21 protein-coding genes are annotated in these 22,444 nt (G+C 72.8%); 9 read left to right on the top strand and 12 right to left on the bottom strand.

Going from position 1 to position 22,444, the window contains the following annotated elements:
- Nucleotides 1–281: hypothetical protein (locus B082_RS39780; protein WP_234018125.1), on the top strand; the 281-nt coding region annotated here is incomplete at its 5' end.
- Between the two features lie 295 nt (nt 282–576).
- On the opposite strand, the gene proC is transcribed toward B082_RS39780, so the two are convergent.
- The 9 genes from proC to B082_RS0107780 all read right to left on the bottom strand — a co-directional run bounded on the left by proC (nt 577) and on the right by B082_RS0107780 (nt 9,192).
- A complete protein-coding gene (gene proC / locus B082_RS0107820; RefSeq protein WP_018551258.1) occupies nt 577–1,386 on the bottom strand; it encodes a pyrroline-5-carboxylate reductase in 810 nt (269 codons plus the stop codon).
- A gap of 74 nt (nt 1,387–1,460) precedes the next feature.
- On the bottom strand, nt 1,461–2,231 hold the full coding sequence (locus B082_RS0107815) for an ABC transporter permease (protein WP_018551257.1): 771 nt from the start codon (nt 2,229–2,231) through the stop codon (nt 1,461–1,463).
- Nucleotides 2,228–2,995, bottom strand: a complete 768-nt coding sequence (locus B082_RS0107810; protein WP_018551256.1) for an ABC transporter ATP-binding protein — start codon at nt 2,993–2,995, stop codon at nt 2,228–2,230. Before B082_RS0107810 ends, B082_RS0107815 begins: the two co-directional genes overlap by 4 nt.
- A 33-nt stretch (nt 2,996–3,028) precedes the next feature.
- Nucleotides 3,029–3,847, bottom strand: coding sequence for a class I SAM-dependent methyltransferase (locus B082_RS0107805; protein WP_018551255.1), 819 nt, complete (start codon nt 3,845–3,847; stop codon nt 3,029–3,031).
- Nucleotides 3,848–3,878: 31 nt separating this feature from the next.
- Nucleotides 3,879–4,442: a hypothetical protein gene (locus B082_RS0107800; protein ID WP_018551254.1), complete on the bottom strand. Its 564-nt coding sequence runs from the start codon at nt 4,440–4,442 to the stop codon at nt 3,879–3,881.
- A gap of 83 nt (nt 4,443–4,525) precedes the next feature.
- A complete protein-coding gene (ilvD, locus tag B082_RS0107795) occupies nt 4,526–6,376 on the bottom strand; it encodes a dihydroxy-acid dehydratase (protein WP_018551253.1) in 1,851 nt (616 codons plus the stop codon).
- Between the two features lie 330 nt (nt 6,377–6,706).
- Complete coding sequence (locus tag B082_RS0107790; RefSeq protein WP_018551252.1) at nt 6,707–7,330, bottom strand: TetR family transcriptional regulator; 624 nt, start codon at nt 7,328–7,330, stop codon at nt 6,707–6,709.
- The gene (locus tag B082_RS0107785) at nt 7,327–8,145 is read right to left on the bottom strand and encodes a sugar phosphate isomerase/epimerase family protein (protein WP_037709643.1); all 819 of its coding nucleotides are present in this window, start codon (nt 8,143–8,145) and stop codon (nt 7,327–7,329) included. Before B082_RS0107785 ends, B082_RS0107790 begins: the two co-directional genes overlap by 4 nt.
- 96 nt (nt 8,146–8,241) lie before the next feature.
- On the bottom strand, nt 8,242–9,192 hold the full coding sequence (locus tag B082_RS0107780; RefSeq protein ID WP_026249537.1) for a Ppx/GppA phosphatase family protein: 951 nt from the start codon (nt 9,190–9,192) through the stop codon (nt 8,242–8,244).
- Nucleotides 9,193–9,231: 39 nt separating this feature from the next.
- Between B082_RS0107780 and B082_RS0107775 the strand changes: the two genes are divergently transcribed.
- Nucleotides 9,232–10,095 (top strand): hypothetical protein, encoded by an 864-nt coding sequence (locus tag B082_RS0107775; protein WP_018551249.1) that lies wholly within the window; start codon nt 9,232–9,234, stop codon nt 10,093–10,095.
- 64 nt (nt 10,096–10,159) lie between these two features.
- On the opposite strand, the gene B082_RS0107770 is transcribed toward B082_RS0107775, so the two are convergent.
- Nucleotides 10,160–12,007, bottom strand: coding sequence for an RNA polymerase sigma factor (locus B082_RS0107770; RefSeq protein WP_018551248.1), 1,848 nt, complete (start codon nt 12,005–12,007; stop codon nt 10,160–10,162).
- Nucleotides 12,008–12,193: 186 nt separating this feature from the next.
- Between B082_RS0107770 and radA the strand changes: the two genes are divergently transcribed.
- A complete protein-coding gene (gene radA / locus B082_RS0107765) occupies nt 12,194–13,606 on the top strand; it encodes a DNA repair protein RadA (protein WP_018551247.1) in 1,413 nt (470 codons plus the stop codon).
- A gap of 124 nt (nt 13,607–13,730) precedes the next feature.
- Nucleotides 13,731–14,855 carry a DNA integrity scanning diadenylate cyclase DisA gene (disA, locus tag B082_RS0107760; protein ID WP_026249536.1) on the top strand — a complete coding sequence of 375 codons (1,125 nt, stop codon included), beginning with the start codon at nt 13,731–13,733 and terminating at the stop codon, nt 14,853–14,855.
- 165 nt (nt 14,856–15,020) lie between these two features.
- Here the strand turns inward: disA and B082_RS0107755 are convergent, their stop codons facing one another.
- Nucleotides 15,021–15,827 carry a hypothetical protein gene (locus tag B082_RS0107755; RefSeq protein ID WP_018551245.1) on the bottom strand — a complete coding sequence of 269 codons (807 nt, stop codon included), beginning with the start codon at nt 15,825–15,827 and terminating at the stop codon, nt 15,021–15,023.
- Between the two features lie 430 nt (nt 15,828–16,257).
- Between B082_RS0107755 and B082_RS0107750 the strand changes: the two genes are divergently transcribed.
- The 5 genes from B082_RS0107750 (at nt 16,258) to cseC (ending at nt 20,764) form a co-directional block, all read left to right on the top strand.
- Nucleotides 16,258–17,160 carry an A/G-specific adenine glycosylase gene (locus B082_RS0107750; protein WP_018551244.1) on the top strand — a complete coding sequence of 301 codons (903 nt, stop codon included), beginning with the start codon at nt 16,258–16,260 and terminating at the stop codon, nt 17,158–17,160.
- 251 nt (nt 17,161–17,411) lie between these two features.
- Nucleotides 17,412–17,960, top strand: coding sequence for a SigE family RNA polymerase sigma factor (locus tag B082_RS0107745; protein ID WP_018551243.1), 549 nt, complete (start codon nt 17,412–17,414; stop codon nt 17,958–17,960).
- Nucleotides 17,948–18,676 carry a hypothetical protein gene (locus tag B082_RS0107740; protein WP_018551242.1) on the top strand — a complete coding sequence of 243 codons (729 nt, stop codon included), beginning with the start codon at nt 17,948–17,950 and terminating at the stop codon, nt 18,674–18,676. Before B082_RS0107745 ends, B082_RS0107740 begins: the two co-directional genes overlap by 13 nt.
- A gap of 10 nt (nt 18,677–18,686) precedes the next feature.
- The gene (cseB, locus tag B082_RS0107735) at nt 18,687–19,385 is read left to right on the top strand and encodes a two-component system response regulator CseB (RefSeq protein ID WP_018551241.1); all 699 of its coding nucleotides are present in this window, start codon (nt 18,687–18,689) and stop codon (nt 19,383–19,385) included.
- Nucleotides 19,382–20,764, top strand: coding sequence for a two-component system sensor histidine kinase CseC (cseC, locus tag B082_RS0107730; protein ID WP_018551240.1), 1,383 nt, complete (start codon nt 19,382–19,384; stop codon nt 20,762–20,764). Before cseB ends, cseC begins: the two co-directional genes overlap by 4 nt.
- Nucleotides 20,765–20,833: 69 nt before the next feature.
- Here the strand turns inward: cseC and B082_RS0107725 are convergent, their stop codons facing one another.
- Nucleotides 20,834–22,414 carry an MDR family MFS transporter gene (locus tag B082_RS0107725; protein WP_018551239.1) on the bottom strand — a complete coding sequence of 527 codons (1,581 nt, stop codon included), beginning with the start codon at nt 22,412–22,414 and terminating at the stop codon, nt 20,834–20,836.
- Nucleotides 22,415–22,444 lie beyond the last annotated feature (30 nt).

Genomic DNA, 22,444 nt, shown 5'->3' with positions numbered 1-22,444 from the left:
CCAACCTGCCGAAGCAGGCCGGGGTATCAACATATCTGGCGTTGACTTTTGGCACGCTGTTGAGTTCTCAAGGAACGGACGCTTCCTTTGTACTCACCCGCAGAACATTTTCTGGGGCTTTCCTCCGGGCGCTTCCCTTCGGTCTTGCGTTTCCGACTCTATCAGACTCTTTCGTGTCCGATTCCCGGTCGAAGCGGGCCGTGCTTTTCCGCTTTCCAGTTCTTCGCTTTCGCGTTTCCCTTTCCGGCGAGTCCGACTCTATCAGATCCTTTCGGGCCTGATTCCCAGTCAGCGGGGCTTGTCCTCCCGGCCGTTGGGCCGTTCCGACGAGTGAGACATTAGCGGAATCCAGGGCCTCGACGCTAATCGGGGTCGCGTTCCTTCGAACGCGGATTCCTCATTTCGCACAAGCGCACACCAAGACATGCGACAGCTGTCGCGTGCTTGTTGTGGTTACTGCGGAATGGTTGTCCGGGGACCGACCGGAGTCGGCGCTCACGTCGGACAACTCGGAGCACACTACGGACGAGTGGGGACCGTGTCAACCCCCGGCTTCGCCGGGGGTCGCGGGACGGGTCAGCCGTTGCCGGAGGCCAGCTCGCGGCTGCGGTCCCGGGCCGCTTCGAGGGCGGCGATGAGGGCGGCGCGTACACCGTGGTTCTCCAGCTCGCGGATGGCGCTGATGGTGGTGCCGGCCGGGCTGGTGACGGCCTCGCGGAGCTTGACCGGGTGCTCGCCGCTGTCGCGGAGCATCACGGCCGCGCCGATCGCGGCCTGCACGATGAGGTCGTGGGCCTGGGCACGGGGCAGGCCGAGCAGGATGCCGGCGTCCGTCATCGCCTCGACCAGGAAGTAGAAGTACGCGGGGCCCGAGCCGGACAGGGCGGTGGCCGCGTCCTGCTGGGACTCCGGGACGCGCAGCGTCTTGCCGACCCCGCCGAAGATCGCCTCCGCCGTTGCGAGGTGGTCCGTGGTGGCGTGGCTGCCCGCCGAGATGACGGACATGCCCTCGTCGACCAGGACCGGGGTGTTCGGCATGACGCGGACGACCGGCGTTCCGGCGCTGAGGCGGTCCTCGATGAACGCGGTCGTGATCCCGGCCGCCGCACTGATGACCAGACGGTCGGCGCCGAGGTGCGGGGACAGTTCGTCCAGGAGGCGGCCCATGTCCTGCGGCTTGACGGCCAGGATGAGGATGTCGGCGCGCTCGGCGGCCTCGGCGTTGGTGACCGCGTCGACGCCGTAGCGGTCGCGCAGTTCGGCGGCCCGCTCCGAGCGGCGGGTGGTGACCAGCAGGTTCGCCGGACGCCAGCCGGCCCGGATCATCCCGCTGAGCAGGGCCTCGCCGATCTTGCCGGTGCCGAGGACTGCAACTGTCTGGGTCATGCCGTTCACCCTCCGGGCGGTGCTCGCTGTGCGCGGTGCTCAGTGCTCGTCGGCGCCATCCTCGCACCGCCCCCTCAGGTGGTGCGGCGCCGGAGGGTGGCCGCGCCGAGGGCCAGGACGAGCAGGGCGCAGCCCGCGACGATCAGCACGTCCCGGACGAAGTTCCCGGTGACGTCGGTGTGATGGAGGACCTCGTTCATACCGTCCACGGCGTACGACATGGGCAGGACGTCCGAGATCGCCTCCAGGAACGGGGCCATCCGGTCACGCGGGATGAACAGGCCGCAGAGCAGCAGCTGCGGGAAGATCACGGCCGGCATGAACTGCACCGCCTGGAACTCCGAGGCCGCGAACGCCGAGACGAACAGGCCCAGTGCCGTGCCGAGCAGTGCGTCGAGCAGCGCCACCAGGAGCAGCAGCCACGGCGAGCCGGTGACGTCCAGGCCGAGGGCCCACACCGACAGGCCGGTGGCCAGGAGGGACTGGAGGACGGCGACGGCCCCGAAGGCGAGGGCGTAGCCCGCGATCAGGTCTCCCTTGCCGAGCGGCATGGCGAGCAGGCGCTCCAGGGTGCCGGAGGTGCGCTCGCGCAGGGTGGCGATCGAGGTCACCAGGAACATCGTGATCAGCGGGAAGATACCGAGCAGCGAGGCCCCGATCGAGTCGAAGGTCTGCGGGCTGCCGTCGAAGACGTACCGCAGCAGCGTGATCATCAGGACCGGGATCAGCAGGAGCAGCGCGACCGTGCGGGGGTCGTGGGCGAGCTGGCGCAGGACACGGGCGGCCGTGGCGAGGGTGCGGGCCGGGCTCAGGGGTGCGGTGCGGGTGGGGGCAGGGGTGCTCATCGGGCGTTCTCCTTGCGGGTGGCGGCCGCGTCGACCAGGTGGAGGAAAGCCGCTTCGACGGTGTCGGTGCCGGCGGCGGTGCGCAGGGCGTCCGGGGTGTCGTCGGCGAGGATCTCGCCCGCGCGCATCAGGAGCAGCCGGTGGCAGCGCTCGGCCTCGTCCATGACGTGTGACGAGATGAGGAGCGTCGTGCCGCGTTCGGCGGCGAGGGTGTGGAAGAGCTGCCACAGATCGCGGCGCAGAACCGGGTCGAGGCCGACGGTCGGTTCGTCCAGGACGAGCAGCTCGGGGGTGGAGAGCAGGGCGACGGCGAGCGAGACCCGGGTGCGCTGGCCGCCGGAGAGGGTGCCGGCCAGGGCGCCCTCGTGGCTGGTCAGGTCCACTTCGGTGAGCGCGCGGGTGACGGCGGCGCGCCGGTCGTCGCGGTGTGCGCGGCCCGGCTGGAGGATCGCCGCGAAGTAGTCGAGGTTCTGGCGGACGGTGAGGTCGGTGTAGACGGAGGGCGCCTGGGTGACGTACCCGACGCGGGGGCGGAGGGAGGGGTGCCCGGCGGGGCTGCCGAGGACCCGGAGGGTGCCGGTGACCTTGGCCTGGGTGCCCACGACGGCGCGCATGAGGGTGGATTTGCCGCAGCCGGAGGGGCCGAGGAGGCCGGTGATCCTGCCGGGTTCGACGGTGAAGTCGAGTCCCTTGAGGACTGTGCGGCTGCCTCGTTGGACGGTGAGGCCACGGGCCTCGACGGCGACACCCGAAGAATTCATCATGTGATGAATATTGACTCCGGCGAGGCACCGCCGTCAAGGAACGGGCGGGGCCGCCTCGGCTCGGCGCACGGCCGCGTGGAGCTCCACGACGTATGCCTCCTCCACCGTGCCGTCCGGGAACTCCGCCAGGAGCAGGGCCCGCTCCTCGGCGAGGAAACCGCGGGCCGCCTCGTCGTCGGTGGTCAGGAACGCGGAGTGGCTGCCGAGGTTGTCGAGGTGGGTCGCGAGGGGGACGCTCCGGGTCCACGGGATGCGGCGGTACGTGAAGTCGAGGTCCGGCGGCAGGTCACGGCCCCGGGTGGCCGAGCCGTGGGCGATGCCGCGGCCCAGCTCGCCCGGCCCGACACCGAAGAACCGGACGAGCCGTTCCTCCTGGGCGCCGAGCCACGGGACCTTGCTGTCCGCGACGTTCCACCAGAGGGCGAGCGTGCCGCCCGGCCGCAGGACGCGCCGGACCTCGGCGGCCGAGCGGGCCGGGTCGGTCCAGTGCCAGGACTGGGCGTACGTGATCAGGTCGGCCGAGGCGGTCGCGAAGGGGAGCCGGTTGCCGTCGCCGCGTACGAGCGGGACGTCCGGGAGGCCCCGGCGCAGCTGGGCCGCCATGCCGGGCCCGGGTTCGACGGCGACGACGCGGGCGCCCCGGTCGAGGAGGCGGCGGGTCGAGATGCCGGTGCCCGCGCCCACGTCCAGGGCGCGGGCACCACGCAGGGGGCGTCCGGCCAGGTCCTCGACGGCGTCGAACAGCGCGTCCGGGTAGCCGGGGCGGGCGGCGGCGTACTGGGCGGCGGCCCGGTCGAAGGACAGGGCGCGCGAAGGGGCCGGACCTGGGTCCGGTGAGCGTGTCGTGGTCATGCGGCCATCGTGCCCGGCGGGCCCGGACGCGTCAGCCGCGACGGCCCTTCTTCTTGCGGGCCGCCGGGTTGCCGGTGCGGGAGGCGCGGCGCTTCGCGTACCGGGCCTGGGCCTCCTCGTACTCCGTACGCCTCAGCTTCTCGCCGGGCGCCTCGGTGAACGTACGGAAGAAGTACGCGAGCAGTGAGCCGACGAAGCCGATGGCCTTCAGGCCGCGCAGCGTGTCCTCGCGGGCCGGGTCGGCGGGGCGGCTGCCGAAGCCCTCCCAGGTCTTGCGGAAGGCGACGGCGCTGCAGATGGCGAACATCAGGACCACCAGCATGCCGACGAAACCGCCGATGTCGGCGATCTCCAGGCCCTGGTAGGCGAAGCGGAGGACGAAGCAGGAGGCGACGGCGGCGGCGAGCGAGCCGACGGCGGCGCCGACGCGGCGCAGGCCGTAGTGGCCGTCGTGGGCGACCCAGGTGGTGCCGAAGAAGCGGAGGGGCTCGGGCTGTGGGCCCTGCGGGGTCGCGGGGGCACCGGCGGACGCCGCCGCGGGCCCGGGGGCCGTGCCGGGAGCCTTGCCGTCGGGGGTCTCGCTGTTCTCGCTCACGAGGTCGAGTATCCCAAAGCCGGGGGCGGTCCCGGCGCGCGGTGAGTGCGGCCCCCGCGCCGGCGGGGGCCGCACGCCGTGGTTCAGCCCAGCTTCGACACGTCGCGGACGGCGCCGCGGTCCGCGCTCGTCGCCATCGCCGCGTACGCGCGCAGCGCGGCCGAGACCTTGCGCTCGCGGTTCTTCGGCGCGTACACGCCGTTCAGCGCCTCGCGTCGGGTGGCCAGCTCGGCCTCCGGGACGAGGAGCTCGATCGAGCGGTTCGGGATGTCGATCCGGATGCGGTCGCCGTCCTCGACCAGCGCGATCGCGCCGCCGGAGGCCGCCTCGGGCGAGGCGTGGCCGATGGACAGGCCCGACGTACCGCCGGAGAAGCGGCCGTCCGTGATGAGCGCGCAGGTCTTGCCCAGGCCCCGGCCCTTCAGGAACGAGGTCGGGTAGAGCATCTCCTGCATGCCGGGGCCGCCGCGCGGGCCCTCGTAGCGGATGACGACGACGTCGCCGTGGGTGATCTCCTTGCGGAGGATCTTGTCGACGGCCTCCTCCTGCGACTCGCAGACGACCGCCGGGCCCTCGAAGGTCCAGATCGACTCGTCCACACCGGCCGTCTTCACGACGCAGCCGTCCACCGCGATGTTCCCCTTGAGGACCGCGAGGCCGCCGTCCTTGGAGTAGGCGTGTGCCACGTCCCGGATGCAGCCGCCGGCCGCGTCCACGTCGAGGGTGTCCCAGCGCTCCGACTGCGAGAAGGCGGTCGCGGAGCGGACGCAGCCGGGGGCCGCGTGCCACAGCTCGACGGCCTCGGGCGACGCGGAGCCGCCGCGCACGTCCCAGTTCTTCAGCCAGTCGCCGAGGGTGTCGGCGTGCACCGCGTGGACGTCCTCGTTGAGCAGTCCGCCGCGGTTCAGCTCGCCCAGGAGGGCGGGGATGCCGCCTGCGCGGTGGACGTCCTCCATGTAGTACGTCCCGCCGGGGGCCACGTTGGGGGCGACCTTGGAGAGGCAGGGGACGCGGCGGGAGACCTCGTTGATGTCGTCCAGGCCGAAGTCCAGCTCCGCCTCCTGGGCGGCGGCCAGCAGGTGCAGGATCGTGTTGGTGGAGCCGCCCATCGCGATGTCCAGCGCCATCGCGTTGCCGAACGCGGCGCGGGTGCCGATGGAGCGGGGCAGGACCGTCGCGTCGTCCTGCTCGTAGTACCGCTTGGTGATGTCCACGATCGTGCGGCCGGCGTCCTCGTACAGCGCCCTGCGGGCGGTGTGCGTGGCGAGGGTCGAGCCGTTGCCGGGGAGGGAGAGGCCGAGGGCCTCGGTCAGGCAGTTCATCGAGTTGGCGGTGAACATGCCGGAACAGCTGCCGCAGGTGGGACAGGCGTTCTCCTCGATACGGAGCATGTCCTCGTCGGAGATGTTCTCGTCGACCGCGTCGCTGATCGCGTTGATCAGGTCGAGCTTGCGGACCGTGCCGTCGACGAGCGTTGCCTTGCCGGCCTCCATCGGGCCGCCGGAGACGAAGACCGTCGGGATGTTCAGCCGCATCGCGGCGTTCAGCATGCCCGGGGTGATCTTGTCGCAGTTCGAGATGCAGATGAGGGCGTCGGCGCAGTGGGCCTCGACCATGTACTCGACGCTGTCCGCGATCAGGTCGCGGGAGGGCAGGCTGTAGAGCATGCCGCCGTGGCCCATGGCGATGCCGTCGTCCACCGCGATGGTGTTGAACTCGCGGGGCACCGCGCCCGCGGCCTTGATCGCCTCGGAGACGATGCGGCCGACGGGGGCGAGGTGGGTGTGGCCGGGGACGAACTCGGTGAAGGAGTTGGCGACGGCGATGATCGGCTTGCCGATGTCCTCGCTCGCTACGCCGGAGGCCCGCATGAGGGCTCGGGCGCCGGCCATGTTGCGGCCGTGGGTGACTGTGCGGGACCTCAGCGTGGGCATCGTCTCTTCGCTCCTTCTGCATCGAAGACTGTCCTTGAGCGTACGCCCTTGGTGCCAGGATGTGGACGTGGTGTCCGATATGCGGGACGTATGTTCGGGGCGGGGTGAGGTGGGGCGGGGCTGGGGTGGTGGGGCGGTGCGGGTGCGTTGCGCCTGCGGCGGGCCTGTTCCCCTGCCCGCCCCTTCCCGTAACCGGGGCTCCGCCCCGGACCCCGCTCCTCAAGCGCCGGAGGGGCTGGTTTCTGGGGCTCCGCGCCTCGGGCCCCGCTCCTCAAGCGCCGGACGGGCTGGGTTTTGGGAGACTCCGCCCCCGACGGCGGTGCCGCGGGCTTACGCGGACGGCTCCGCCAGATACCGCTGGAGCGTGGGGGCCACCATCGCGACGATCTTCTCCGGCGGCGCGGACGCCAACGGCTCCGCCCTCAGCACGTACCGCAGTATGGCGATCCCCACCATGTGCGACGCCGCCAGCTCCGCCCGGAACGTCGCGTCCGGGACGTCCAGGCCCGCCGCCACGCGCTCCAGCAGGCGGCGCAGTACGAAGCCCCGGAGGACCTTCGCGGCGGCCTCGTGGGTGAGGGCGGAGCGGAGGACCGCGAGGAGGGGGGCCCGGGTCGTCGGGTTCTCCCAGATGCCGATGAAGGCGCGGGCGAGGCGTTCGCCCACGTCATCGGTGTCGCCTTCGAGGACGGCCGGGACGAGCAGGGCGGGCTCGAAGGAGAGCTCGATCGCGGCGGCGAAGACCTCGTCCTTCGTACCGAAGTAGTGGTGGACCAGCGCGGAGTCGACGCCGGCCGCGCGGGCGATGCCCCGGACCGAGGTCTTGTCGTACCCGCGCTCGGCGAACTCCGTGCGGGCGGCCTCCAGGATGCGGCTGCGCGCGTCCGGGCCGGTGTCCGACGCGGCGCGGGCGGGGCGGCCCCGGCGCTTGGGGCCCGGCGCGTCCGGGGTCATGAGCGCGGGGCGCGCTCGGTGGACGCGGAGGCCAGGTGCAGACGGGTGAAGGCGAGCGCCTCGGCGAGGTCGGACTCGCGTTCGGCGGTGGACATCGCGCGGCGCGTGTTGACCTCGATGACGATGTGGCCGTCGAAGCCGGTACGGGCCAGCCGCTCCAGCAGTTCGGCGCAGGGCTGGTCGCCCCGGCCGGGCACCAGGTGCTCGTCCTTGCCGGAGCCCTTGCCGTCGGCGAGGTGGACATGGGCGAGCCGGTCGCCCATCCGGTCGACCATGGCCAGACCGTCCGTGCGCGCGGTCGCGGTGTGCGACAGGTCGACGGTGAAGTGGCGGTAGTCGTCGTTGGTGACGTCCCAGTCGGGGGCGTACGCGAGCATCTCGCGGTCCCGGTAGCGCCACGGGTACATGTTCTCGACCGCGAACCGTACGTCCGTCTCCTCCGCCATCCGCCAGATCCCCGTGACGAAGTCGCGGGCGTAGCCGCGCTGCCAGCGGAACGGGGGGTGGACGACGACCGTCGACGCGCCGAGCTTCTCGGCGGCGGCGCGCGCCCGCCGGAGCTTGACCCACGGATCGGTGGACCAGACCCGCTGGGTGATCAGCAGACAGGGCGCGTGCACGGCGAGTATCGGCACCTGGTGGTAGTCGGAGAGCCGGCGCAGGGCCTCGATGTCCTGGCTGACCGGGTCGGTCCAGACCATGACCTCGACACCGTCGTACCCCAGGCGCGCGGCGATCTCGAAGGCCGTCGCCGTCGACTCCGGATAGACCGAGGCCGTCGACAGGGCGACCTTCGCATCCGGGACGCGCACCACTGGTTCTGCCACGCAGACAGCGTACGGGCAGCCGTGCGCCCCGCCGAGGGACTGCGGCGGAAAGTGAGAAGGGCCATGGGGGCCGGCCCCCGGCCGTCAGGCCAGGGCCGCGTCCTTCTCCGGCGGCAGGTGGTCCAGGCGGCGCAGGATCACGCCCTCGCGCAGCGCCCAGGGGCAGATCTCCAGCTCGTCCACGTCGAGCAGGTCCATCGCGCCCTCCGCGACCAGCGCCCCGGCCAGCAGCTGCGCGGCGCGGCCCTCGGAGACGCCGGGGAGGTGCGTGCGGTCCTCGACCGTCATCGCGGCCAGCTTCGGCACCCACTCCTCCAGGGCCTTGCGGCTGAGGCTGCGCTGCACGTCCTGGCCGTCGCCGGAGCGGACCGCGCCCGCGATCCTGGCGAGCTGCTTGAACGTCTTGGAGGTGGCCACCACGTGGTCCGGGCGGCCGATGCGGGTGAAGTCGCCGACGCTGCGGGCTATCCGCGCCCGCACATGCCGGCGCAGCGCCTTCACCTCGGCCGGGTCCGGCGGGTCGCCCCGCAGCCAGCCCGCGGTCAGGCGCCCGGCACCGAGCGGCAGCGACACGGCGGCGGCCGGTTCCTCGTCCATGCCGTACGCGATCTCCAGCGAGCCGCCGCCGATGTCCAGGACCAGCAGCTTGCCCGCCGACCAGCCGTACCAGCGGCGCGCGGCGAGGAAGGTCAGCCGGGCCTCCTCCGTACCGCTGAGGACCGCGAGGTCGACGCCCGTCTCGTCCCGTACCCGCGCCAGCACCTGGTCGGCGTTGCTCGCCTCCCGTACGGCCGAGGTGGCGAAGGCGAGGACGTCCTCGCAGCCCTTGTCCTCGGCGGCGTCGAGCGCGCCGGCGATCGTACCGACCAGGCGGTCGACGCCGAGCGGGCCGATCGCCCCGTCCCGGTCGAGGAGTTCGGCGAGCCGCAGCTCCGCCTTGTGCGAGTGCGCGGGCAGCGGGCGGGCTCCGGGGTGTGCGTCCACCACCAGCAGATGAACCGTGTTCGACCCCACGTCGAGGACTCCGAGTCTCATGCGGGGAACGCTACTGCGGGGCCGCCGTACTCTGGGCGCGTGCCAAAGACGAAAAAGGCGAAGCCGGGCAAAGCCACGAAGAAGCAGGACACCGAGCCGGATATCAAGCACGCGGAGAAGCTGGAGATGCGGGCCCCGGCGACGGCGGAGCCCGATCCGTCCGACGAGACGGGTCCCGACTTCGCCCGCGCCTGGGTGGAGTTCCCCGACCCCGCCGACGACGAACAGGTCTTCCGCTGCGACCTGACCTGGCTGACGTCCCGGTGGAGCTGCATCTTCGGCAGCGGCTGCCAGGGCATCCAGGCGGGCCGCGCGGACGACGGCTGCTGCACGCTGGGCGCCCATTTCTCGGACGAGGACGACGAGAAGCGCGTCGCCGGCCATGTCGCGCGGCTCACACCCGACCTGTGGCAGTTCCACGACGTGGGTACGGAGTCGGGCTGGACGCAGACCGACGAGGACGGGGACCGTCAGACGCGGCGCTGGCAGGGCTCCTGCATCTTCCAGAACCGCCCCGGCTTCCCGGCGGGCGCCGGCTGCTCGCTGCACATCCTGGCGCTGCGGGAGGGCAAGGAGCCGCTGGAGACCAAGCCGGACGTGTGCTGGCAGCTGCCGGTGCGGCGTACGTACGAGTGGATCGACCGGCCCGACGACACGCGCGTGCTCCAGGTGTCGATCGGCGAGTACGACCGGCGGGGCTGGGGTCCCGGCGGCCACGACCTGCACTGGTGGTGCACCTCCGCGACCTCGGCGCACGGGGCCGGCGAGCCGGTGTACGTGTCGTACCGGCCCGAGCTGATCGAGCTGATGGGCAAGGAGGGGTACGAGCGGCTGACCGAGCTGTGCGAGCAGCGGCTCTCCGCGCTGCTGCCGATGGCCCCGCATCCGGCGGACCCCGCGTAGGACCTGCCGGCCCAGCCCGGCGTGGGAGGGCCGGTGCCCCGCGCGGCCTCCCGGCCCGGCCGGCTCAGTTGGCGCGGGGCGGGGTGCTCGGGCCCTTCGGCGGTGCGGGCGGCCCGGAGGAACCGGTCGGGAGGGGGCTCGGTTCGGCCGGGTCTGTCGGGGTCGGGGTGGGGTCCGTCGGGTCGGGCGCCGGCTCGGAGGGGTCCGGCGAGGACGGCGGCGGCTCGGACGGGACCGGCGGGCGCGGGTGGAGGCTACCCGGGTGGCCGGGGCGCGGCGAGGCCCCGGGGGACGGCGCCTTGGCCCCGTAACCGTGCATGGCGACGACCGCGCCCGAGGGGGCGAGGGTGATGCGGGCGGTCCAGGGGCCCGCGGGCTCACGGGCGTGGTCCACGAGGGCGCGGACGGTGACGCTGTCACCGGCGGCGAGCTTCCCGGACGTACGGCTCAGCCGCACCCAGGACTGCCCGGTGGCCGCCGACCAGGAGACCGGGCCCGCTTTCGACGCGGTCAGGGTGATCAGGGTCGTGGAGCCGGAGGTACGGGCCCCGACGGTGAGCCGGCCGCCGTGCCCGGCGGTGTCCCGGCCCGGGTCCGTGCCGGTGCCGATGATCTCGGCCGAGACGTCCGGGGAGTTCCCGCGCTCCATGAAGCGGGAGCCGGAGTCGGGGCTGGCGTTGCCCGCGTTCTCGGGGGCGTACGGGCCCTGCGGGACGCCCGTGTCCCCGTCGGCGGCGCTGACCGCCGAGCCGTCGCGCCCCTCACCGATGAGCGGCGCGCCCCGGTAGGCCGACCACAGCGCGATGACCGGGGCGGCGACGACCGTGACGACGACCGTCGTCGTCATGACCCGGGAGCGCAGCCGGTCCCGGCGCGCGGCGTGGTCCTTCGGGTCCATCGGGAAGCCCGTCCGGTCGAAACGCGGAGTGGCGGACCGATTCTTCTGATGCTTCAGCGCGTGCAGCATGGCGACGTACGCGGAGGGGCGCGGGGCCTCGACGACCGCGAGAACGGCGGCGGGCGTAACGGTTTTCCCGGGCCAGGGCCCCTCGGCACCGGCCCGCTCGGCGGCCCGGCGGCAGCGCGGGCAGTCGTCCACATGCCGTACCAGCTCGCGGCGCAGGGCGGCGGAGAGCAGCGCGCGGTGGTCGCCGGTGAGCCGGCCGGCCGTGGGGCAGTTGCCCGACTCCACGACGGCCAGGGCGGCCCGGGTGCGCTCCACCTCGCAGGCGGCCCCGGCCAGCAGCTCCCGGGCGCTCGCGGGGTCGAGCCCGAGGACGGCGGCGACCGCGCGCGGCGGCAGCCCGTGCCGTACGGCCAGCTCCAGCGCCTCGCGCTGCTCCGGGGTGGTGCCCGCCGCCTCGGGCCAGGCCAGCTGCGCCAGCTCCCGGCGGTGCGCCTCGGCGGCGGCGGGCGTCTCGGGCTCGCCGGAGGCGGGGGCTGGGGCTGGGGCTGGGGGCTTCGCGGCGGCGGTCGGGGGCTGGGTGCTGTGGGGCGTGCGCCGGAGCGTGCGGGCCTGCGGTGCGGCCGGGTGGCGGTCCTCGTCGGCGGGCCGGCGGTGCGGCCGGCTCTCGGGGCGGCGGTGGGCGCGGCGGCCCTGGCGCTGCTCGGTGAGCCGGCGCAGACACGTCCACCTGGCCAGGGCGTACAGCCAGGTTTTACGTTCCTCCTCGTCGGCCGGACAGCGGCCGCCCTGGCGCTCGGCGAGGGCCAGGACACCGCCCAGCGCCTCGGTGGCGGCGTCGTGGTCGCAGAGGACGGAGAGGCAGTAGGTGAACAGGCCGTCGAGATGCGGCTCGTACCGGGCGGGCGGCTGCTTCGGCGAGGAGTGGGGCGCGCGATGCTGTCCCCGGTGTGCGCCGGGGTGGTGCGCGGGGGTGCTCGTCGGGGTCTCCAGCCTGCTGCTCGTCACCTTGCGACCGTAGGCAGAGCGGGGCGGACCCCTCGTACTCCTTGCGTGGATTTAACCCTTACGGGTGAACGTATGACGTGATAAGGGACGCGGCGAGGGATCGGAATCTCTACCTCCGCCCCCGTCGGCACCGTCCCGCCGCACGCGCCCGGCAGCACTGTCCGACCCCACCTATACGGTGGCGCCATGGCTGCCCGTACGAAATCCGCGAAGGACCGGCCGTCCTACCGCTGCACCGAATGCGGCTGGACCACCGCGAAGTGGCTCGGGCGCTGCCCCGAGTGCCAGGCGTGGGGGACGGTCGAGGAGTTCGGCGGCGCCCCCGCCGTGCGGACCACCGCGGCGGGCCGCGTCTCCACCGCCGCGCTGCCCATCGGCCAGGTCGACAGCCGGCAGGCCACCGCGCGCTCCACCGGCGTCGGCGAGCTGGACCGGGTGCTGGGCGGCGGTCTGGTGCCGGGTGCCGTCGTGCTGCTCGCGGGCGAGCCGGGCGTCGGCAAGTCCACGCTGCTGCTCGACGTCGCGGCCAAGGCGGCGAGCGAGGACCACCGCACGCTGTACGTCACGGCGGAGGAGTCCGCGAGCCAGGTCCGGTTGCGGGCCGACCGCATCCGGGCGATCAACGACCACCTCTACCTGGCGGCGGAGACCGATCTGTCGGCGGTCCTGGGCCACCTCGACGCGGTCAAGCCCTCGCTGCTCGTCCTGGACTCGGTGCAGACGGTCGCCTCCCCCGAGATCGACGGCGCGCCGGGCGGAATGGCGCAGGTCCGCGAGGTCGCCGGGGCGCTGATCCGGGCCTCCAAGGAGCGCGGGATGTCGACGCTGCTGGTCGGCCACGTCACCAAGGACGGCGCCATCGCCGGGCCCCGGCTGCTGGAGCACCTGGTCGATGTGGTGCTCTCCTTCGAGGGCGACCGCCACGCCCGGCTGCGCCTGGTGCGCGGCGTCAAGAACCGGTACGGGGCGACGGACGAGGTCGGCTGCTTCGAGCTGCACGACGAGGGCATCACGGGCCTCGCCGACCCCTCCGGCCTCTTCCTCACCCGCCGCGACGAGCCGGTCCCCGGCACCTGCCTGACCGTGACCCTGGAGGGCAAGCGCCCGCTGGTCGCCGAGGTCCAGGCGCTCACGGTCGACTCCCAGATCCCCTCGCCCCGGCGCACCACCTCCGGCCTCGAAACGTCCCGGGTGTCGATGATGCTCGCCGTCCTGGAGCAGCGCGGCCGGATCAGCTCGCTGGGCAAGCGGGACATCTACAGCGCGACGGTCGGCGGCGTGAAGCTGTCGGAGCCGGCCGCGGACCTGGCCATCGCGCTGGCACTGGCCAGCGCGGCGAGCGACACACCGCTGCCCAAGAATCTGGTGGCGATCGGCGAGGTGGGCCTCGCGGGCGAGGTCAGACGGGTCACGGGGGTCCAGCGGCGGCTGGCCGAGGCGCACCGCCTGGGCTTCACGCACGCCCTGGTCCCGACCGATCCGGGCAAGGTCCCGGCCGGTATGAAGGTCACGGAAGTGGCCAACATGGGCGACGCGCTCAGGGCCCTCCCGCGCCGGTCCGGTGCACAGGCCCCCCGGGAGGAGGGCGCACGCCGGTAGACTTTGCCCTGGTCTCGCCCGCCCGTACGAACGGTACGAGGGACGTAGGGTCCTTCGATTGGATCCGGCCTGCTCCGAGCGACAGGCCCCGAGGGCACCGCAAACCTGTGACCGGAGGAGTGCAGTGGCAGCCAGCGACCGGGCAGCATCGCCCGGAAAGTCCGGCCAAACCACCGGTAACGAGGCGCTCATGCGCGCCTCGTTGAGCGCCGTCGCGCCCGGAATGGCGCTGCGGGACGGCCTGGAGCGCATTCTCCGCGGCAACACCGGCGGTCTGATCGTGCTCGGCATGGACAAGACCGTCGAGTCGATGTGCACCGGCGGCTTCGTGCTGGACGTGGAGTTCACCGCGACCCGGCTGCGCGAGCTGGCCAAGCTCGACGGGGCGCTGATCCTCGACAAGGACATGACCAAGATCCTGCGCGCCGGCGTGCAGCTGGTCCCGGACGCCTCCATCCCCACCGAGGAGACGGGCACCCGCCACCGCACGGCGGACCGGGTCTCCAAGCAGTGCAACTTCCCGGTCGTCTCGGTCTCCCAGTCGATGCGCCTGATCGCGCTGTACGTGGACGGGGAGCGCCGGGTCCTGGAGGAGTCGGCGGCGATCCTGTCCCGCGCCAACCAGGCCCTCGCGACCCTGGAGCGGTACAAGCTGCGGCTGGACGAGGTCGCCGGGACGCTCTCCGCGCTGGAGATCGAGGACCTGGTGACCGTCCGGGACGTGACGGCGGTCGCCCAGCGCCTGGAGATGGTCCGGCGGATCGCGACGGAGATCGCCGAGTACGTGGTGGAGCTGGGCACCGACGGCCGGCTCCTCTCGCTCCAGCTGGACGAGTTGATCGCGGGCGTGGAGCCGGAGCGCGAGCTGGTCGTGCGCGACTACGTGCCTGAGCCGACGGCGAAGCGTTCGCGGACGGTGGCGGAGGCGCTCACCGAGCTGGACTCGCTGACCCACACCGAGCTGCTCGAACTCGCGGTCGTGGCAAGGGCGCTGGGCTACAGCGGTTCGCCGGAGACGCTGGACTCGGCGGTGTCGCCGCGCGGCTTCCGGCTGCTGGCGAAGGTCCCGCGGCTGCCCGGCGCGATCATCGACCGGCTCGTGGAGCACTTCGGCGGCCTCCAGAAGCTGCTCGCGGCGAGCGTGGACGACCTCCAGACGGTGGACGGGGTCGGCGAGGCACGGGCGCGCAGCGTGCGCGAGGGCCTGTCCCGGCTGGCCGAGTCGTCGATCCTCGAACGGTACGTGTAGGGCCTGCCGGACGCGTCGGCGTCGGCAGGCCCCTCGGTCCGCGGGCTCCGGTTCCGGGCTCCGGTTCCGGGCTCCGGTTCCGGGTTCCGAGCTCGGTTGCTGGCTCCCGGTTCCGGTTCCGGGTTCCAAGCTCCGGTACCAGGTTGCAGGCTCCCGGTTGCGGGCTCAGTCCTTCGCGAGGACGAACGAGGCGCGCTGCACGGGCTCGCCCGGCGCCTTGGCCTCCACCAGATACGTACCCGGCCCGGCCTTCCCCGCGGGCGGCGTCGCGCACTTGGGGGCGCTCTTCGCGCGGTCCCACTCCACGGTGTGCACGACGGTCGCGCCGGCCGGCACCTTCAGCAGCACGGCCCCCGGCTTGCGCGGGCAGTCCTTCGAGGACCAGACCTCGTCGTCGTCCCCGCCCGCCTCGGTGATGGTGAACACCGCGCTCTTCGGCCCGAAGTCGGCCTTGCAGGCGGTGGACGAGGTGTTGGTGGCCAGCAGCCGGAACTTCGGCTTCTCGTCGGGCCCGTAGCTGAGTTCGGTCTTCAGGGTCAGCTGGAGCGCGGCCGGCTTGCAGTCGGGGAGCGGGGAGTCGGCCGGGACCTGCTGTCCGGCGACCGCGCCGCTGCCCGATCCACCGCCCGAACCGGAGGCCGAACCCGAACCGGTGTCCTGGCCGCCGCCGTTGTCGTCGCCACCGCCGGAGCCGCTGCCCTTGCCGGCGGAGCCGCTGCCCTTGCCGGCGGAGCCGCCGGCCGAACTGCCGTCCCCGGAACCGTCGCTGCCACCGTCACCCGCGCCGTCGCCGCCGCCGGAGTCCTCCGACTCGTCGCGTCCGCCGGGCTGTTCGCTGATCGCCGGGCCGGAACCGGAGGGTCCGGGGGTGATCGAGTCGACCGGAGCGGAGCCGGGCGCCTTGGAGTCGTCGTGGTTCCCCTTGCCACCACCGGAGGTGACGGCCCATGCGATCAGCAACGCGAGCAGCACGACCAGCGCCGCCGCGACCGCCCTCCGTCGCCAGTAGATGGTGGAGGGTAGCGGCCCGATCGGATTACGCAGAGATCCCACGGCGCAAACTGTACGAGAGATCGGGCCCAACTCCCGCCCCACCCGCCGCCTTGATCCCCAAGTTTTGCGGATCATCATCCCGCAAGGGCCTGTTCGCCCTCCCGGGCGACGCGAAACCACCGCTCGTGACGCGACGGTCACGAGCGGTCGGCGCCGCCGGGCCGGCCGGAACCGGCCCATGGGCCAGTTGCCGCAACGGCTCGCGGCGCGTGGGGCCACTTGCCGGAACGCGGACGCCGTGGAGCTGGGAACGGACGGGTGGCGTTATCACTCCATGGGCTCGTTCGCTCCATGACACCCCCGTGCCCGTGCCCCCTCTCCGCCCTTCCGTGTCAGGATCGACGGTGCGATGACTGCCACGACTGCGACACAGACGCCCCCCGCCTCCCTCCACACCCCTGTCATCGGGTGGTTCGACCAGCACGCCCGCGATCTGCCCTGGCGCCGCCCCGAAGCGGGCGCCTGGGGCGTGATGGTGAGCGAGTTCATGCTGCAGCAGACCCCCGTCAGCCGGGTCCTCCCGGTGTACGAGCAGTGGCTGGCCCGCTGGCCGCGCCCCGCCGACCTCGCGGCCGAGCCGCCCGGCGAGGCGGTCCGCGCCTGGGGCCGGCTCGGCTACCCCCGCCGCGCCCTGCGCCTGCACGGGGCCGCCCAGGCGATAACGGAACGCCACGGCGGCGACGTACCGAGCGAGCACGCCCAGCTCCTCGCCCTGCCCGGTATCGGCGAGTACACGGCCGCGGCCGTGGCCTCGTTCGCCTACCGGCAGCGGCACGCCGTCCTCGACACCAACGTCCGCCGGGTCTTCGCACGGGCCGCGACCGGCATCCAGTACCCGCCGAACGCGACCACCGCCGCCGAGCGCCGGCTCGCCCGGGAGCTGCTGCCCGACGAGGACGAGCGGGCGGCCCGCTGGGCCGCGGCCACGATGGAGCTCGGCGCCCTCGTCTGCACCGCGAAGAACGAGGACTGCACGCGCTGCCCGATCGCGCAGCAGTGCGCCTGGCGGCTCGCCGGGAAGCCCGCGCACCAGGGGCCCCCGCGTCGTGGCCAGACCTACGCCGGAACGGACCGGCAGGTGCGCGGCAGGCTCCTGGCGGTGCTGCGCGACGCGATCGGCCCGGTGGGGCAGGCGGCGCTGGACGCGGTGTGGGACGAGCCGGTGCAGCGGGCCCGCGCGCTGGACGGGCTGGTCGCCGACGGCCTCGTCGAGCCGCTGGCCGGCGGCCAGTACCGGCTGCCGCTGACCTGACGGACCGGGCCCGCCCTCCCTCGTGACGAACGCGGGGGCGGGCGGGCCCGTTCGCGTTCGTCCCGTGGCCTTTGTCCGGGCTGTCACCCGCGCTGTTACACAACCGATGGCCAGCCGTGCGCCCTCCTACGGCTGCTCCGCACAGCCCCGTGACAACCACTCCGTAGCGTCTGCGACGTCAGCCGATGACCAGCGGCCGGCAGCGGTACGAAGCGGTTCTACGGGGTTTCACGGGGATGGAGGCGGTTGTGATGGCGCAGAGCGAGGTGCTCGGCTTCGAGGAGTACGTGCGGACCCGGCAGGAGGCGCTGCTGCGCAGCGCGCGCCGGCTCGTCCCCGACCCGGTGGACGCCCAGGACCTGTTGCAGACCGCCCTCGCCCGCACCTACGGCCGCTGGGACCGCATCGAGGACAAGTCCCTCGCCGACGCCTATCTGCGCCGCGTCATGATCAACACCAGGACCGAGTGGTGGCGGGCCCGCAAGCTGGACGAGGTCCCCACCGAGCAGCTGCCCGACGCGAGTGTCGAGGACGGCACCGAGCAGCGCGCCGACCGCGCCCTGCTGATGGACATCCTCGGTGTGCTCGCTCCCAAGCAGCGCAGCGTCGTCGTGCTGCGACACTGGGAGCAGATGAGCACGGAGGAGACGGCGGCGGCGCTCGGCATGTCGGCCGGTACGGTGAAGAGCACGCTGCACCGTGCGCTGGCGCGGCTGCGCCAGGAGCTGGAGAACAGGGAAGCGGCGAGCCGGGAGACCCGGCTCGCCGAAGAACGGGGGCGGGAGCGGTGCGCGGCCTGACAGGCAGCGGTGACGAGGACACGGTCACCGGCAGAGCGGGCGAGGACCCGGGAGGCGGCGCCGGCAGGCTGCTGCTGACCGGCTGGGCGGCGGGCGCCACGGCTCTGGCCGGGCTCGCCGTCTTCGGGCTGTTCGTCGCCGCCTGTTCCACCGGGGGCACCGGCACCCGGGACGAGGGCCCGGCGGGCACCCAGCCGGTCGCGCAGATCACGCCGAGCCCGGCGGAGCACTCCTCGGCGCGGCCGGCCCCGCGGGTGGACGCGGTGGCGCTGCTCAAGGCGGACCCGGAGGTGAGCGGCCGGGTCCGGATGGACCTGAAGCCCTGCACCGGTGACGAGTACCCGGTGGACACCTCGTACGGCTCGCTCACCGACGGCCCGTCGTCCGATGTCGTGGTGAACGTGATGACCTGCGGCGATTCGGTGGGGGTCGGCACCTACGTCTACCGGCCGCGCGCCGACGGCACGTACGAGAACGTCTTCAAGGTCGAGCAGCCCGCGGTCTACGGCACCATCGACCGGGGCGACCTGGTGGTGACGACGCAGGTGTACGGGACGAAGGACTCGGTCGCCTATCCCTCGGGCGAGGAAGTGGTCACGTACCACTGGGCGAGCAGCCGGTTCAGCGAGCAGGACCGGGTGCGCAACGACTTCAACAGAGCCGTGGGCACCGGCGACGAAGCCCTTCCCGCACCCACGGAACCGACGAAGAACTGAGAGCTTTCCGATGGCCGAGACCCATGTCCTGTTCGTCGAGGACGACGACGTCATCCGCGAGGCCACCCAGCTGGCGCTGGAGCGGGACGGCTTCGCGGTCACCGCGGTGCCCGACGGGCTGACCGGCCTCGAATCGTTCCGGGCCGGCCGCCCCGACATCGCCCTGCTCGACGTGATGGTGCCCGGTCTGGACGGGGTGAGCCTCTGCCGCCGCATCCGGGACGAGTCGACGGTGCCCGTGATCATGCTGTCGGCGCGGGCCGACTCGATCGACGTGGTGCTCGGCCTGGAGGCCGGCGCCGACGACTACGTCACCAAGCCGTTCGACGGCGCGGTCCTGGTCGCCCGGATCAGGGCGGTGCTGCGCCGCTTCGGCCACGCCTCGGGCGGCCGGTCCGGCGGCCCGGAGCCGGCGGCCGAGGGCGGGGTGCTGGTCTTCGGTGACCTGGAGGTCGACACCGAGGGCATGGAGGTCCACAGGGGCGGCGAGCAGGTGGCGCTCACCCCGACCGAGATGCGGCTGCTCCTGGAGTTCTCCTCGGCGCCCGGCACGGTGCTCTCCCGCGACAAGCTGCTGGAGCGGGTCTGGGACTACGGCTGGGGCGGCGACACCCGGGTCGTGGACGTCCATGTGCAGCGGCTGCGTACGAAGATCGGGCAGGACCGGATCGAGACGGTCCGCGGCTTCGGCTACAAGCTCCGGGCATGAGGCGCCCCGCCCTGCGGACCGGGGTCCGCTGGAAGATCAGCATCGCGATCGCCGCGGTCGGCGCGCTGATCGCGGTCGCGCTGAGCCTGGTCGTGCACAACGCCGCCCGGGTCTCGATGCTGGAGAACGCCCGCGAGGTCCAGCTGGAGCGGCTGACCTACGCCCAGCTGCTGTACGAGGCGAAGAAGACGAAGAAGGCCGACCCCCGTTTCGGGGCCAAGCTCAACGATCCGACGATGCCCAGGAGCCTGCGCCAGGAGACCCGGCGCAACCGGCGGGCCACCCACATCGAGAACGTCGGCGGGGTGCCCGACGTCTGGGCGGCCGTGCCGGTGGGCAACGGCAACGTGCTGTCGCTGCACACCCGGTTCGCCGACCGCTCGACCACGATCATGGGCGATCTGGACCGGGCCCTGATCATTGGTTCGGTCTCGGTGGTTCTCGGCGGCTCCGCGCTGGGCGTGCTGATAGGCGGCCAGCTCTCGCGCCGGCTGCGCAAGGCGGCGACCGCGGCCGGAAAGGTCGCCCAGGGCAACACGGACGTACGGGTCAGGGACGCGGTCGGCGGCGTCGTGCGGGACGAGACCGATGAGCTGGCCGGTGCGGTGGACGCGCTGACCGACGCGCTGAACGAGCGGATCGAGGCCGAGCGCCGGGTGACCGCGGACATCGCGCACGAACTGCGCACCCCCGTGACCGGGCTGCTGACCGCGGCCGAGCTGCTGCCGCCGGGCCGCCCGACCGAGCTGGTACGGGACCGGGCACAGGCGATGCGCACGCTGGTCGAGGACGTGCTGGAGGTGGCCCGGCTGGACAGCGCGTCGGAGCGGGCCGAGCTCCAGGAGGTCGCGCTCGGCGAGTTCGTCAGCCGCCGGGTGGCGCTGCTGGACCCGCAGGTGCGGGTCCAGGTGGTCCACGATTCGTGGGTCAGCACCGATCCGCGCCGCCTCGAACGCATCCTGGGCAATCTGCTGGGCAACGCGGCCAAGCACGGCTCCACCCCGGTCGAGGTCACGGTCGAGGGCCGGGTGGTCCGGGTCCGCGATCACGGGCCCGGGTTCCCGGCGGCGCTGCTGCGGGAGGGGCCGAGCCGGTTCCGTACCGGGTCCACCGACCGGGCCGGGCACGGGCACGGTCTCGGGCTGACGATCGCGGCCGGGCAGGCCCGGGTGCTCGGGGCCCGGCTGACCTTCCGCAACGCCGCCCCCGAGGGCGCGGCCCAGGGAAGTGGCGGGGCGGTCGCGGTGCTGTGGCTGCCCGAGCACGCGCCGACCGACACCGGGAGCTACCCGATGCTCCAGTTCGCCGAGCAGCGCGCCCCGGAGCCGGGCGGCGCCGGCCGCAGGATCAGGGGCGGCGGCGCGCAGACGGGCCGGTGAGGACGGGCGAGGGCCCCGGGGTGTGGTGCCTGCCCCGGGGCCCTCGCGCGTGTCCGTGCCGGTGACCGGTCAGATCTCCGCGACGGCGGGCGCGGGCTTCTCCGGTCCGGCGCCCCGCAGCGGGACCTCCTTGACGAAGAGGGCCGCGACCAGGGCGATCAGCCCGACGGACGCGCCCACCAGGAACGCGATGTGGGTGCCGGAGGCCACCGCGTACTCGTACGCCTCACGCACCGGTACCGGCAGCTTGGCCAGGCTCGCCGCGTCCAGCTGGGCGCCGTGTGCGGTGGCACCCGCGCCGCCGCGTGCAGCCATCTCGTCGTTCACCCGTCCGGTGAACAGGGCGCCCATGATGGCGACGCCGAAGGAGCTGCCGAGCGTGCGGAAGAGGGTGGTGGAGGACGAGGCGACGCCCATGTCCTTCAGCTCGACGCTGTTCTGCGCGACGAGCATCGTGATCTGCATGAGGAAGCCCATGCCCGCGCCGAGGACGGCCATGTAGACCCCGGAGGTGAACCGGGTGGTGGAGGTGTCCATCTGCGCGAGCAGGAAGAGACCGGTCACCATCAGGATCGAGCCGAGGATCGGGAAGACCTTGTACCGGCCGGTGCTGGTGGTGATCCGGCCCGCGACGAGCGAGACGATCATCATCGCCAGCAGCATGGGCAGGAGCAGGAGCCCGGAGTTGGTCGCGGACGCGCCCTGGACGGACTGCTGGAACAGCGGCAGGAAGAGCACCGCGCCGAACATCACGAAGCCGGCCATGAAGCCGACCACGGACATCAGCGTGAAGTTGAGGTTGCGGAATATGTGGAGCGGGATGATCGGCTCGGCGGCCTTCGTCTCGACGAAGAGGAAGCCGGCCAGCGCGGCGACGCCGATCGCGATGAGCTCCATGATGACCGCGGAGTTCCAGTCGTACTCGGAACCGCCCCAGGTGGTGACCAGCACGATCGCGGTGATGCCGACGGTCAGCAGCCCGGCGCCGAGGTAGTCGACGTTCCGCTTCGTGCGCTCCCGCTTGGGCAGGTGCAGCACGGTGGTGATCATGATCAGGGCGACCGCGCCGAGCGGCAGGTTGATGTAGAAGCTCCAGCGCCAGCCGAGGTGGTCGGTGATGGTCCCGCCGACCAGCGGTCCGCCGATCATGGCGACGGCCATCACACCGGCCATCATGCCCTGGTACTTGCCGCGCTCGCGGGGCGGTACGAGGTCACCGATGATCGCCATGACGCCGACCATCAGGCCACCGGCGCCGAGGCCCTGGATGGCCCGGAAGCCGATGAGCTGGCCCATGTCCTGGGCCATTCCGCTGAGCACCGAGCCGATCAGGAAGATCACGATGGACGTGAGGAAGATGCTCTTGCGCCCGTACATGTCGCCGAGCTTGCCCCAGATGGGGGTGGAGGCAGCGGTGGCCAGGGTGTACGCGGTGACGACCCAGGAGAGGTGTTCGAGGCCGCCGAGGTCGCCGACGATGGTCGGCATCGCGGTGCCGACGATCAGGTTGTCGAGCATCGCCAGCAGCATGGCGATCATCAGGGCGAGGATCACCACCCGGACGCTGCGCTGCGGCGGCTCCGGTTTCTCCGCCTTGGCTGCCGGTGGGCCGCCCGCCTTTCCGTCCGCCGTCCTGATCAGGTCCGCCATCTTCCCCAACTCCCCAGTTCCCCTGCTCAC

It is taken from the genome of Streptomyces sp. ATexAB-D23 (genome assembly GCF_000373645.1).
GTDB classification, from domain to species: Bacteria; Actinomycetota; Actinomycetes; order Streptomycetales; family Streptomycetaceae; genus Streptomyces; species Streptomyces castrisilvae.
This window is presented reverse-complemented; position numbering and strand designations above follow the sequence as displayed.